This window comes from Peribacillus sp. AS_2, from assembly GCF_026891895.1.
Classification (GTDB): Bacteria; Bacillota; Bacilli; order Bacillales; family DSM-1321; genus Peribacillus; species Peribacillus frigoritolerans.
In genome coordinates, this window is sequence record NZ_JAPTGA010000015.1 from 1 (window position 1) to 14,656 (window position 14,656).

At 39.3% G+C, this 14,656-nt stretch carries 10 protein-coding genes; 1 reads left to right on the plus strand and 9 read right to left on the minus strand.

Annotated features, from left to right (window positions below; genetic code table 11):
- Window positions 1-22: 22 nt before the first annotated feature.
- From OTG27_RS21700 to OTG27_RS21725, 6 genes are all read right to left on the minus strand, one after another.
- The gene (locus OTG27_RS21700) at window positions 23-766 is read right to left on the minus strand and encodes a Cof-type HAD-IIB family hydrolase (protein ID WP_268938076.1); all 744 of its coding nucleotides are present in this window, start codon (window positions 764-766) and stop codon (window positions 23-25) included.
- 166 nt (window positions 767-932) lie between these two features.
- The gene (locus OTG27_RS21705) at window positions 933-1,928 is read right to left on the minus strand and encodes a cation diffusion facilitator family transporter (RefSeq protein ID WP_063576112.1); all 996 of its coding nucleotides are present in this window, start codon (window positions 1,926-1,928) and stop codon (window positions 933-935) included.
- A gap of 243 nt (window positions 1,929-2,171) precedes the next feature.
- Window positions 2,172-2,924 (minus strand): hypothetical protein, encoded by a 753-nt coding sequence (locus tag OTG27_RS21710; protein WP_082854619.1) that lies wholly within the window; start codon window positions 2,922-2,924, stop codon window positions 2,172-2,174.
- 505 nt (window positions 2,925-3,429) lie between these two features.
- Entirely contained in the window at window positions 3,430-4,848 is a 1,419-nt protein-coding gene (locus OTG27_RS21715; RefSeq protein ID WP_268938077.1) for an amino acid permease, read from the minus strand.
- Between the two features lie 802 nt (window positions 4,849-5,650).
- Entirely contained in the window at window positions 5,651-6,796 is a 1,146-nt protein-coding gene (locus OTG27_RS21720) for a histidine kinase N-terminal domain-containing protein (RefSeq protein ID WP_095679521.1), read from the minus strand.
- Between the two features lie 243 nt (window positions 6,797-7,039).
- Window positions 7,040-8,872 carry a sigma-54-dependent Fis family transcriptional regulator gene (locus OTG27_RS21725; protein ID WP_268938078.1) on the minus strand — a complete coding sequence of 611 codons (1,833 nt, stop codon included), beginning with the start codon at window positions 8,870-8,872 and terminating at the stop codon, window positions 7,040-7,042.
- A gap of 493 nt (window positions 8,873-9,365) precedes the next feature.
- On the opposite strand from OTG27_RS21725, the gene OTG27_RS21730 reads away from it, so the two are divergent.
- Window positions 9,366-10,847 (plus strand): aldehyde dehydrogenase family protein, encoded by a 1,482-nt coding sequence (locus tag OTG27_RS21730; protein ID WP_268938079.1) that lies wholly within the window; start codon window positions 9,366-9,368, stop codon window positions 10,845-10,847.
- Window positions 10,848-11,036: 189 nt separating this feature from the next.
- Here OTG27_RS21730 and OTG27_RS21735 read toward each other — a convergent pair whose 3' ends face one another.
- The 3 genes from OTG27_RS21735 to OTG27_RS21745 form a co-directional block, all read right to left on the minus strand.
- Window positions 11,037-11,741 (minus strand): TerC family protein, encoded by a 705-nt coding sequence (locus OTG27_RS21735; RefSeq protein WP_057277507.1) that lies wholly within the window; start codon window positions 11,739-11,741, stop codon window positions 11,037-11,039.
- 323 nt (window positions 11,742-12,064) lie between these two features.
- Window positions 12,065-13,552, minus strand: coding sequence for a tagaturonate reductase (locus tag OTG27_RS21740; RefSeq protein WP_268938080.1), 1,488 nt, complete (start codon window positions 13,550-13,552; stop codon window positions 12,065-12,067).
- Window positions 13,553-13,618: 66 nt separating this feature from the next.
- Window positions 13,619-14,632: a zinc-binding alcohol dehydrogenase family protein gene (locus tag OTG27_RS21745; protein WP_268938081.1), complete on the minus strand. Its 1,014-nt coding sequence runs from the start codon at window positions 14,630-14,632 to the stop codon at window positions 13,619-13,621.
- Window positions 14,633-14,656: the final 24 nt, after the last annotated feature.

Consider the following 14,656-nt stretch of genomic DNA (forward strand, 5'->3'; position numbering starts at 1 on the left):
AATCCCCATATACAGTTTCGATTCAATTTGAAAGCACCCATTTCCGAATGGCCTTAGCTACACCATCTTCTTCGTTTGTCGCTGTAATCCAATCTGCTTTTTCTTTCACAATTTCTTGGGCATTTCCCATTGCCACGCCCATTTTTGCTTCAGAAATCATCGCAAGGTCATTAAGGCTGTCACCCACTGCCATTACATTTTCCATGGTAATGTCGAGCAGTGAACATACGAGCTTTATCGCTTTCGCTTTATTGACTCCCATGGCATTCACTTCAATATTCGTTGGGCTTGAATTGCTTATTTCAAAGGTTCCTTTTGATACCAGTTCATCCATGATGATTTGGCGGATGCTTGCATCATTTGTATCAAAACCGAATTTAAGCCATTGCGAATCATGGATTTTCTCAGGCATTTCGGCCCTGTAAATATTATCGCAGCTAATGGCCCAAAAATGTGTACCATGTTTTTGGCTTAATTCCCACATCCATTGTATGGATTCACTATCGACGATATTCCTTTCCACCAGTTTTCCTTGGTTATCGTAAATTTCGCTTCCGTTTACTGTAATGAGGTATGATTGGAGTTCCATTGACTTTGCAAAATCACTGCACGTCGCATAGGATCTTCCTGTGCTCAATACCACAAAAACCCCTTCATTTTCGGCTTCTTTTATCGCTCTCCGGTTTTCTTCAGATATCTCTCCAGCCTTATTGAGAAGCGTGCCATCCATATCAAGTGCAACTAGCTTAATATTTTGTTTCTCCATTCTTATTCACCCTTCCATAATCCTTCATTATGTAACTAAGTCCATGATAGCTTATAATGCATACCCAAGGAAAGTACGTGATGAATTGAACAGTATTATCATTAGTGTCTTGATTTATAATCACACAATTATCCTGATCATGACATTTTGTATTCTGCCATTATTTCTACTCGCTGTCTTTTTTGATTTCATTCAATTCTTTTTTTATCTGACCTTCCCATTTTGGGATACCATCATTTTCATCAAATTCTATAATGACGTCCGTTACCCCTCTTTCCTTTAATATTTGATTAAACAGCCGATCTTTAATGTCGTCCGCCTGTGCGATTGAAATATGGGGATCCAGTTCAACTTCAAGTTCAACATGAAAATCTTCCCCTTCTTTTATTACGGCCAGTTTCTGTATATCCCTTACGTCTAGATCATCCATGACCATCGCACCAATTTTTTGCCGCATTTCAATATCGGCTTCCCCAAGAGCACCAGCAGCATTGTCAAGAAAAACCCTTCCAACCACATAGAACATACCAAGACCGATCATGACGGAAGCAACTCCTTCCGCTTGGATAAAAGGCGTGAAGTTTGCTAATAATATGGCAATTATCGCAAGCACGCCGCCACCTGTCGCTACCATATCTTCCATAAATACTAATTTCGTCGCTGGTTTTGCCCTTTTTAAACCAGAAAAGCTCTTGAATATGACGGCTGCCCCTTTAGCTTCGATTCCAGTCTCATGAACCACTTCTTTCATCGCTTTAAATAATACATATGATTCCAACACAACCGCTAACGAAAGGACTGACAAGTTAATGAGGATACCAGTTGATTCTGAAGGGTGTAAAATGTGATGGAACCCTTCTTTAATCGTTTCATAAGACATGATCCCGACAACCAATACTGCCCCTAGTAATACAAGGTTAACCAAACGTCCAAAACCATCAGGGAATCGATCAGTTGGTGACTTTTTACTTAGTGCAGAACCAATGAAGACGAAAAACTGATTCGCAGCATCACCCAAAGTATGTAAAGTTTCAGCAAACATAGCGACATTTCCTGTCATGAAATAGGCAATCCCCTTTAGCACTGCGATGATACTATTCACACAGGCAGCAATGAACGCCGATTTATTACCTTGTTTCAATAATCGAAATAATTCTTTCATATGAAAATCCCCCCTTATTTTTTTATAAATGCATGATTATAATGTATTATCCCCAACACTGGAAAATATGAAACCACAAACGCAAAACCAATACGATTGGAGAAAGGTTATAAGTTGTATCTCCCACAAACGAATATATTCCAGTGGTGGACGCATCTATTCTAATAAGTTCATGTTGAATACGGCAAATAAAAAAAGGAGTAAGCGGCGGCTTACTCCATATCATCCAATAACTTCGAGTGTTTATCCTTCTTTTTTCACTAACTTGGATGGATTATTTACTTTATAGCGTATTTCTTTATTGTATTTTTTGTCGACCACTTTTCCATCAAATTCGATTGCGTCTCCTTCTTCGAGCTCAGCTTTTTTTAATGTCTTGCTATATCCACACCAAGCATCGCCGATAGTCAATTCAGGCTCCGTTGTCACTTTGACATTCTCCAAGAGTATGACTTCATCTTCTTCACCAGTGAAATGGTTCATTTTTGCCGTGAACTCCTTGATAGTCGCGGTGAAATGCACTTTTTCCCCAGGCAAGTCCAATTTAGGTTTTGCTGTCGTCTTTTTAGTTTTGGTTTTTGCCTTTTTTGGTTCTGCACTTGGCTGATCGGCGTTTTCCGTAATTGGTGCTTCATCCACCTGCTCAATTTCACTTGAAACTGCAGCGGTTTCGGAAACCGGGCCACTCAACAGTTCTTTTCCGAAACTGGAGCTTTGCATTTCCTTTAAATAGGAAGGGTTAATGCAGCTAAGCTTACCATTTTCAAATTCAACGACGATAGTGTCAAGTCCGTTGCCATATTGTTCATAACCTGCCAATTTGACTTTTGCTTGAAAACTTCCGCTTTTATATAATAGTTCTCTTTTAACCGAACGGGCAGTGAATAATTTCCATTCCAATCCTTTAGCGATATAGTCCGTATCATCTAAAAAAGGGATATACTCTCCTTTTGGTGCAATATAATGAATCAAACCTTCAGCTGGAGTTTCAGCCACAGTCACCACTCCTAATCTTTTCTATAGATTATATTCTAGCAAAGGATTTCAAAGTTGCAAATGAATGAGTATCATAATTGTACAGAGGGGGTGGCAGTCAAGGTAACGATTATATATAAACGCCCCCATGCTATGAATGCAATCATTTTTGGAACCAGAAAAAAAGCTGCCCACTAAGGGCAGCCCAGGCTGTAGACAAACTCGATGTAAATCGAGTTTGTCTATTTTTATGGCTTGTACAATTTGGACGTTGATTGGAACGTAGGGCACTCGCTTTCCGCGGGCGGTCGGCCCTCGGCTTTCACCTGCGGGGTCTCACGTTCAAAGTGTACAACCCCCGTAAAAAAAAAACATGAAGGATAACTTAGTCTTCTTTTAAATCATGGTTTAGGTAGAGACTATTTCGAAACCCCTATAGTCGACAACGGAGCTCCCCACTAAAGGCAGTCTTTTATTAGAATAGTCAATCTTTTTTCTCTATAATCGGACAAAGCGACTACATTCCTCAACCTTCCTTAACGTGGATATTTTTTAGTTTTCCTTCTTGTTCAGCAGCAATTACGTTTTTCTTATGATAAAACAGAAAGTATGACCCAATAACTAGAATCGTGAGAAGGGTTGTAAGAAAGAATTGCAATCTCATGGAATCAATAAACGCCTGAGCAACGAATATAATAAATAAAACGGCAATGGTCGCATAGGTTAAATAAGGGAATAGCCACATTTTCACTTTGAGTGTCCCGGGATTTTCTTTTTCCGTCTTTTTCCGTAAATATAGATGAGAAAAGGCGATAAAGATATACATGATCATCGTGACCCCTCCCGAGCTGTTTGCGAGAAAAGCAAACAATTTATCAGGGGAAACAAATTTAAATGTCGTGAACACATAAGCAAAGAAAACACTTGCCATTAACGCCCAAATCGGGATTCCCCGCTTATTCACTCGGGAAAGGATTTTCGGTGCATCACCTTTTTTTGATAAAGAATATAACATACGAGAGCTAGTATATAGGCCTGAATTCAAAACAGAAAGCAATGAAGTGAAGATTACGATATTCATGATTTGACCCGCTGCCGGCAGGCCTGCCATGTCAAATACGCTGGCATAGGGGGTTTTCAGTAAATCTTCAGCACCTTGGGGGATTACGAGAACCAACACGGTCACTGAACCAACAAAGAAAAGAAGAAGACGCCATACGACACTGTTTATGGCTCTAATAATGTTTTTTTCAGGGTTTTCAGACTCTCCTGCAGCAATGGCAGCTACCTCACTTCCTGATAAAGAGAAAGTGATGAATATCACACTAAGAAGGACAGGCAGAAAACCTTTTGGTAAAAATCCTTCCGATCCAGTTATGTTTGAAAGGCCTGGTGAATCAAATCCCGGAACCAATCCAAAGATCATGGCGGCACCAAGGAAGAGGAATATTACAATGGCAGCCACTTTCATGAAAGCTAACCAGTATTCAAATTCCCCATAAGCTTTGACTGAATAGATATTCGTAATCGTCATTAATATAGGGAAAGATAGACTGGCAGCCCATATAGGTATACCAGGAAACCAATCATGAATCATAGTTCCCAATAACGTAGTTTCAATAGCAATGATGATAACCCAGTTGAACCAGTATAACCAGCCGATCGTGTATCCGGCCCAAGGACCGAATGCTTGATGTGCATATGTTGAGAAGGATCCGCTATCAGGATTTACAACAGCCATTTCACCCAGCATACGCATTATAAGCACGATCATCAATCCTGCGATTATATACGATAAAATCGCACCAGGACCAGCTGAATCAATTATGGTTCCGCTTCCGATAAATAGTCCTGCCCCAATTACCCCGCCAATAGAAATCATTGTGACATGCCTGGTCTTGAGACCATGTTTCAATTCATTTGTTTGAAGTGCCACTATTGTCACCATCCTTAAAAACTGTCAATTTAACGTTTTGTAAGCAGTAAACCACTGCTCATGGGTGCCCTAGTAGAAATCTTTCATTCAAAAAAACAATGTTAACAGTCCTATACCCGTTTCATTATTCGTTTTCATGAGGCCAAATTCACAATCGTTATATGTATATTGAACAGCGTATATTCTATTAACCGGTAATGCATTTCTATTTATACTATCTCTTTACTACCATCAGCCCCTCAATGAATTACACGGAATGTACAATGGTCCTTGTTGATATTTCACTTTCGCTTTTTGTTGAGTGAAGTTCTTTTATGTAAAATAACCAGCTCTTATTCTTTCTTTCCTCTATCTTCTTTTTTTATAAAAGCACCCTCTCTCATTAAAATTTCATACCTATATAAAATAAAAGCAATATCCATGCCAAAAAAAGGATAGTTATTCAATTAGGGTTTAACGCTTTTATGGATTAAAAACGATTCATTTTTGCATCATAAATGCATTTTTTGATTCATATATTAATTATTGACCCTTTTTGATTCACAATTGAATTAAAAATGACAATTTAACTGATTTCATTTTAGATTTCGACACCTTTACATACCGAAAAATGACAGAGATAAAAAGAAGATGCCAAAAACCAAATTATGATTTTGCATCTTCCAAATATATTTATTTTCTTGAGAATGATTTTATGTAATACCGGCAGATCCGAAACAGCCTTTCCTATTAATCAAAAATCTGTACATGCTTCGAAAAATATCGATATGTATACTATTTTACTTTATGAAAAGTCACTATATGATATGTATTATACCCTTTGAAGCTCATTCTGGACTTTAGGGAAATGGATGCTGAATGTGGTTAAATTTTCATTGGAGACACAATTCATATATCCATCATTACTTTCGATGATTTTTTTACATACGTATAACCCAATTCCCGTTCCTAACTCTTTCGTCGTGACAAAGGGTTCAAAAATAGATTCAATCAATTCACTTGCAATGGCCGGTCCATTATTTGAAATTCTAATTATTCTCTCATTCGCCTCGATTAAAGAGTTTATCCTCAAAATTCTTGGATGTTCCTTATCCTTTAAGGCATCAATCGAATTAATAAAAAGATTCAAGAACACTTGTTTTAACCCATCCTTGCTCGCTGTCATGGCGAAGTTTGGATAAATATCTATTTCCACATTAACACTGGCATCCACAATATTTGCATAAGTCAGTTCTTGAATTTCTTCAATTAGCTTTAACACTGAAATTTCCTCTCTTTGTTCCTCATTAAAATCTGATTTAGAGGTATGGAGGAATTGGGTTATCCTGAAATTCAGCTGATTTAACTCATAATCAATGATATCCAAATATTTCAAATCCGGATTCTCCCTCTTCAGTAATTTATTGAACCCCATGATAGCTGTAAGAGGATTTCGGAATTCATGTACAAAGCTTGATGATATCTGGCCCAATACCGCTAATTTATCTTTGTGGTTTTCACTTATATAAGACTTTTTTTCCTCAATCACTTCATTTGTAAGATTCGTATATCTCGTTACTGCATGGTAGCTGAACGTATCAAAGTGCAAGTTGATGTCATTAATGAATTTCTGCATATAATTAATCGGGATATTTGCCCCAAAAAGATTTCTGATTATGATATTTCTCCCTAAATTGATATTATATAGAAAATCCCCAATATTGATATTCGCTTCAAGACGTTCTTTTGCAACCTGGTAAGCCAATTTAATCAGCAAATCTTCAGATAGTACTTCCTTGAACGTTTGGATCACCAGTGAGTACATTCCATAACCATTTTCTTTAATCTTTTCTTTGTAGGGATCTATTTCATTGATCTTAATAGTCTCGTTCCATTCATTTAAAAACTCAGATTCTTTTTCTTCCAAATATTGGATCAATACAAATTTATACTTCTTATGTTCAGATGACAACTTCATACTATTGACCACACATCCCCTTACGGAAATTTAGATACTATATCAATAACATCATTCTATATGAGATTTTGATTTCCTGCACTTCATTATTTATAGTAGTGAAATGTAGCTTATAAGGAGACAAGGTATGCATGTTCGCATATATTTACTTGCAATAACAAGAACCGACCAAATCAAGTCGGGAATCTGAGAGATTTTAAAAGAAAAATTATCATACATGTTTTTTTATATACTAAGGAACTCTTACTTTTGAAAGTTGATTCCATATTTTTTCATTTTTCTATAAAGCGTATTTCGGCCGATGTCGAGTTGTTTCGCGGCGTTACTGATATTTCCACCTGTTCGTTCCAATGCATTTCTGATAAGCTGGGTTTCTTGTTCTTGAAAGTTTCTTGGTTCCCGATCGGCAATTGCCCCTTCCTCATTGGTAATGGAAGAAACAGGACAAAGTGCCACAAGCATGTCCCTTGTAATCGGGCCCTTATCAGCTAGGAATGCAGCCTGTCCGAGAACGTTTTGCAATTCACGGAAATTTCCTGGCCACGAATATCCCAAAATGAATGTTTTAGCTTCGACTGTCAGTTCAGTATGTTCGCTCTTATAAGGTAAATCCGCTAAAATGTATTCTGCTAAGAGCAATAAATCTTTACGACTCCTCAGATTTGGAAGTTTTAAAGATAATCCACAAAGGCGGAAAAATAAATCTGCACGGAATTTTCCAGCTTCCATTTCTTTTTGTAAGTCTTTGTTGGTGGCAGCAATTACCCTGACATCGATTGGAATGGAAGCATGTCCGCCGACACGCGTCACACATCGTTCCTGAAGCACTCGGAGCAGAGACGCTTGAGCTTGTACCGGCATGTCCCCGATTTCATCCAAAAACAGGGTTCCGCCATCTGCAGCTTCGAACTTCCCCTTATGCCCGCCGCTTTTTGCTCCAGTAAAGGCACCCTTTTCATACCCAAATAACTCACTTTCCAATAAGTTTTCTGGAATTGCGCTGCAATTAATGGCGATGAATGGCTTATCACTTCTTAAGCTATACCCATGAATGGATTGAGCGAACAGTTCTTTTCCCGTTCCGCTTTCTCCAGTGATTAGCAAGCTGATATCAAGCGCTGAAGCTCTTTTAGCAATGGATATGGTTTGATTCATTTGCGGATCATTACTTATTATATCGGTAAATTGATAACGATTGGTTGTTAATCCATCAATCAATTTCTGTTTTTTTAACCGTACGATCACGGATGATTGATTTTCTATATTTTTGCCAAGGGTTTGAACCAAGAATTCCTGGTCTTTAATGGAAACCCTCCGTTCTAAAACGAGTGGGTCAGTTCCTGATACAATATTCGATACCGGTTTTTCCAATGTGCCGATAACATCTGACGCCGCTGAATTGAGATCTGTAACTTTCCCTTCTTTATCTAGGGTAATTAACGGATCAGGGTATGAATCATATATAAAATAAAGGTTTTTCTCCCTTTTTTGTGTTTGGGACAACAAGAGTGATTGTTTGATGCTATCAGCCACCCTCTGAACTAAGCTAATGGAAAAAGGATGATAATTCTGTTGATGACTGCTTAAGTTCAAAACACCAAGCAGGTGCCCATCAGGGTGATAAATGGGTGATGCGGCACAAGTAAGAAAATGGTTATCCTGATGAAAGTGTTGACTGCCATGAATCAATACAGGATTCCTCTCCACTATGGCTGTTCCTATTGCATTTGTTCCTTTTGATTCCTCTAGCCAATTGGCCCCTTTTCTTAAGGAAACATTATCTGCATGGCGGATGAAAGCTGGATCCCCAACTGTTTCGATGATATATCCTTCAGGTGCAGCAAGTAATAAAATGGACTCCAAACCATTAATCGAATGATAAACTTCTTCTAAAATGGGAGAAGAATGGTACAGAAGTTCCGCATATCGATCGTGGTATTCGGCCAACTCAAAAGCACCAAGCATATCTTCCTTTTCCATCATGCTTGGCTGAAGTCCCTTCGAAATGCACCGCTGCCATGATTCTTGAATAAATGCCGGTATGGTTCCTTTATCCGCGCTTATATTAACAGACATTGAATAATCCTCCCGTATGTATAATCAAGTAAATCGGCTTCTGTTTTTTATTCAATTTCATTAATGAAACTCTAAGTGACCCAAGGTTTCAGAGCATTCAGGGTTCGTTCCTTCAATTTAATTATAACAGAAAATTCAGATATCCACCAAAATGAAAACAAGCTTCTGTGAACTACTAAACTTTTTTGTTCCATATTGGAACACCTGCCTGTTCCAATATGGAACAGTAAGGCACCTTCCCTTTTCCCTCCACCACCTTTTTAACTGATTTCATCGGTTTTTTGTTATGGCATCAGTCTTGCATAATTACATGTCGAGATATTGATTCCTTTTGATAAAGGGGGGTAAGAAAGAAATCAAGATAGTCAGAATCGCTGGCAAGTCTGCCAAAGGGAATTGGAAAAAAACATAAAAGTATGTCTGATCCTTTTACTTAGAGCCATTGTCCAAACAGATATCGAACATATAATACAATTGAAAAGGGGTATTATACATGGAACAAACTATTAAACTCAATCCACGTGTGCAAGAATTCTTGAAGGGCACCAAAAAGCTTTTGATAAATGGGGAATTGGTGGAAGCTGCTTCAGGAAAAACCTTTGATACTCTCGATCCTTCAAACGGCAAGGTTTTAGCGGTTGTGAGTGAAGCGGGTCCGGAAGATGTAGATAAAGCAGTCAAAGCAGCACGTACGGCGTTCGACAACGGTCCTTGGAAAAAAATGAGTGCATCTGAACGAAGTCGCCTCATTTATAAATTAGCGGACCTCATGGAGGAACATAAAGAGGCGTTAGCGCAATTGGATACCCTGGATAATGGCAAGCCAATTGGCGAAACCACTAATGCCGATGTCCCCCTTGCAATCGATCACTTCCGTTATTATGCGGGATGGACCACTAAGATAGTAGGACAAACAATACCTGTTGCTGGGAATTACTTCAATTATACCCGTCATGAAGCGGTTGGAGTGGTAGGTCAGATCATCCCTTGGAATTTCCCCCTACTTATGGCCGCATGGAAATTAGGCGCAGCCCTTGCCACCGGATGTACGATCGTTTTAAAACCAGCGGAGCAAACGCCGCTTTCAGCCTTATATTTAGGACAATTGGCGCTTGAAGCAGGTTTTCCTCCAGGCGTTCTCAATGTCATACCAGGATTTGGTGAAACAGCAGGGTCACCGCTTGTAGATCATCCTGATGTCGATAAAATTGCCTTTACCGGTTCAACCTCAGTAGGGAAAATGATCATGCGCCAAGCTTCGGGAACCGTGAAAAAAATCTCGTTGGAATTAGGCGGGAAATCTCCTAATATCATTTTACCGGATGCAGATATGAGTAAAGCCATTCCTGGAGCTTTAATGGGCATCATGTTTAATCAAGGACAAGTTTGCTGTGCCGGTTCCCGCCTGTACATTCAAAAGAAATCCTATGATAACGTGGTAGCAGACTTAGTGTCCCATGCAAAAAACATTAAACAAGGGGCCGGTCTTGATCCATCTACCCAGATAGGGCCTTTGGTATCCAGTGAACAAATGGAAAGAGTCGGCGGTTATATTGAAAAAGGAAAGTCTGAAGGAGCTGAAGTGGTTACCGGGGGTAATTACGGACAAGGAGAGGGTTATTTTGTAACTCCTACAATATTTGCAGGCGTTGAGGACGAAATGACAATTGCTAAAGAGGAAATCTTCGGTCCAGTTGTAGCTGCGATGCCTTTCGACGATTTGGATGATGTAATAAACCGGGCAAATAACTCAGAATATGGATTGGCTGCAGGTTTATGGACACAGGATGTAAAAAAAGCCCATTATGTCGCTAATGAATTAAAAGCAGGTACAGTTTGGGTAAACTGCTATAACGCATTTGATGCAGCTTCTCCATTTGGCGGGTATAAACAAAGTGGAATCGGTCGGGAAATGGGCAGTTATGCTTTGGATAATTATACGGAAGTCAAAAGTGTCTGGATTAACTTAAACTAAACTAACAGAGTGAACGCTCCATATGCTCATTTGGCTAAGATATCATGATTGAAGTGCATGTTGTCGTTTGCTAATTCGCAAAAGGACGAACCAAAGTGCGGACTTTGGTTCGTCCCTTTTCTTGTTTTGTACTTATATGGCATAGACAAAAAGAAGAGACCTTTCATCCGAAAGGTCTCTTTGTATCGATTATCCATTACGTTCGATTTGCATTTTTTCTCTGTTTGCTTTTTCTTTTTCGATATTTTTCTGTCTTGAAATCCCGGCAAACAGGATTCCAATCACCACTATCGCTTCAAATCCATATTTAATGAAGGGATTTGCAAAGTAGTCGTGCATGAAAGGTTCAGCTACGATCATTTTAGCAGCTGTCCAGCCTAGTATTCCCGCACCAATTATTATGATGAATGGGAAGCGTTCGATCAGTTTCAGGATCAAAGTGCTTCCATACATCACTACTGGAATTGATACAAGTAAACCGATCACCACTAAAATGAAGTTACCATGAGAAGCACCTGCAACCGCTAGGACATTGTCCAATCCCATCAATGCATCAGCAATAATGATGGTTTTAATGGCAGCCCACATCGAGTCTGCAGGCTTCACATCATGTTCTTCTTCATCGATAAGGAGCTTATAAGCAATCCATACAAGAAGTAATCCCCCTATTAAATGCAGTCCTGGCACCTCTAATAGCCAAACAACTAGCAGCGTTGCAATGATCCTTATCACTATTGCCCCGACCGCGCCCCATATTATCACCTTTTTTTGCTGTTCTTTTGGAAGCTTTCTTGCAGCCAATCCAATAAGGATCGCATTATCACCGGCTAGAACCAAATCTATCATAATGATCGCTAAAAGTCCTGAAATGAATTCACCTGATAAAAAATCCAACACAAATTCCTCCTTTTTACAAAAATAAAGAGACCTCTGCCATAAATGGCAAAGGTCTCGCTAAGCACTAAATGAATTAGGCCAATAAAGCCGGTGGGGTTCCCACGTAATGACGACTTTATTTCAGGTTATCCCTGACGCTACTCCCCTTCACGGGAATAAAAGAATATGTAATTCTTTTAATATCTTTCCATTAGAAAAACTACCAAGAAAAAATATCACTAATACAGTATACCAAAAATACAAATAAAAGAAAGAAAAAAATAAGAGATAGGGAGAATATTCATAAAATTAATCTTGCTAAATCCTTTCAAAGACTAATTTCAGTCAATCATCCCTTCTAGATATTGGCATAATTCGTTTCCAAGGTTAGGGATATCGCTCAAATCCTTCCCCCATAGATATTGATTACTTAAGATTGCCTCTATCAATTGTCTAAGCGGGACTTCCCCCTTATCATAACGAAGCCATTGTTCCTGGAAAAATTCAATTGCCTTTATATCATCTTTAACGACATAGTCTTTACCCGCAAAGCTTTTACCAATATAACTCCCCTTCATTTCATTAACCCTATAAAATCGGATCAGGCCCGAAAAACCTCTTACGATACAGTCGGGCAGCGTGCCATTCGCCTCATGATATTTCTCTAGGGTAGGAAGGAGACGAGCCTTGAACTTCGAAATGCTGTTCAGCGAGATATCGGCCAGGAGGTGATGTACAAAAGGATTCTTAAATCGCTCAAGAACACTTTCCCCATATTGCATCATCTCATTTTGATCAAAAGGTAATGAAGGAATTATTTCCTTTTCTATGGCATTGCTTAGAAATTGGTTGAATTCCGGATGATCGATTGCCTGTTTTACTTCTTCCAATCCAGATAAAATGCCTAAAGGAGCCAACAAGGTATGTGAACCATTAAGTATCCTTACCTTCCTCATTTGATAAGGTGTCAAATCTTTTACCCAATGCACATTCAATCCGGATTGTTGTAAAGGAAGACGTTGATCGATACAAGGGTCACCTTCAATAGCCCATAAATGGTAGGGTTCTGCCGTATTTAGCAGAGTATCCTTGTATCCCCATTCAGCAAATAGGGTGTCCGACTCATTGGCTGGAAATCCTGTAACGATACGGTCTACAAGCGAGTTCAGGAATAGGTTGTCCCGGTCCACCCACTCCATGAAAGGCTTTGGTAAATCCCAATCCCTGCTATGCTTAAGAACATATTGCTTCAATGAATCACCATTTCTCTCTAAAAGCTCACATGGAAGCATGATCAGTCCCTTTTTCGCATCCCCGTTAAAATGCAGATAGCGATGATACAAAAAAGCAGTCAGCTTTCCTGGAAAAGATTCCATCGGCTTTCCTTCTTCCAAAGGAATCGGCTGGTATTTGAGTCCTGCTTCAGTCGTGTTGGAAACTACAAATTCCAATTCAGGATTTTCTGATAGTGCTAAAAATTCCATCCATTCTTCATATGGATCAATAACCTTTGAAAAAACGGAAATGATCTCTGTATGTTCCACTTTCTTCCCTTGGTGAAAACCACGTAACATTAATGTATACAGTCCATCTTGCCGCTTCACTTCCTCTATTTTCCCTATACCGGCGCGGCGGGGCTGGGTAACTGCAATACTTCCCTTGAAATGACCTTGTTTATTACACTCATGAATCATCCAATCAAAGAAGCCCCGAAGAAAATTCCCCTCACCAATCTGCAATACTTTTATGGGGAAATCCATCTTATGTGAGGATTGGGCAGCTTTTGTATCTTTACTCAAATGCTTTAGTGGACTTTTATTTATGTTCATGATCAAAGAATTCCTTTCTTATTGAAATATCCAATTTAGAATGCGAACTAACAGCATACCTAGTGCTTATATTTCGACAATCGCCTTGATCACTTTAGCTTCAGGAGTTAACCATCTTTCAAATTGATTGATCATTTCATCCATATGTGTGCGGTGTGTAATATACTGGATCATATCCAATAAATCATTTTTCAGCGTATTCACGACATAATCAAAGTCATCCCTTGTTGCATTGCGGCTTCCCATCAATGTAAGCTCTTTACTGTGGAATTCAGGATCATTGAAGGAAATATTTGCTTTAACTAAACCTACATAAATCAATCTTCCGCCGTGAGCAGGATATTTAAAAGACTCCATCATTGACTTAGCATTACCTGTAGCATCAAATACCACGCTTGGCATATCTCCATTCGTCAATTGGGCCAATTTCTCCATTGGATTCTCCATAACGTTCAAAGTATAATCGACATTTGCCCATTTGCCAGCAAACGCAAGGCGTTCATCATTTACATCCATTGCGATCACCTTCGCACCCTGTTCTTTAGCGAATGCCATGACTCCCAAACCAATGGGACCAGCACCAATCACTAGTGCAAATTCCCCTTTATGAATAGCGGCACGCCTAACTGCGTGAGCCCCGATACTTAATGGCTCTACCATTGCGGATTGATCAAGTGTGAGACCCTCTGTTTTCACCAAATGATTATAAGGAACCGTAATCCACTCACTCATGCCGCCTTCAGCATGTACACCCAACACTTTCATATCCGTACAGCAGTTCGTTTTTCCACTTCTGCAAGCCAGGCATTCTCCACATTCCATATAGGGGATGATCGATACTTGATCCCCGACATTAAGCCCAGATTCATTTTCCGGTATGGACTCAATATAACCGGATAATTCATGGCCAAGTATTCGGGGATAGCTAAAAAAGGGTTGATTGCCTCCATAGGCATGGATATCCGTACCGCATATACCTATTCGCCGCACACGAATCAAAGCTTCCCCTGAGTTTGGTACGGGTTTTTCCGACTGTATCATCTTAAATTCAAAAGGTTGTTCACAAACGATACTTTTCATGATTAACACTCCTTTTTTATAGCT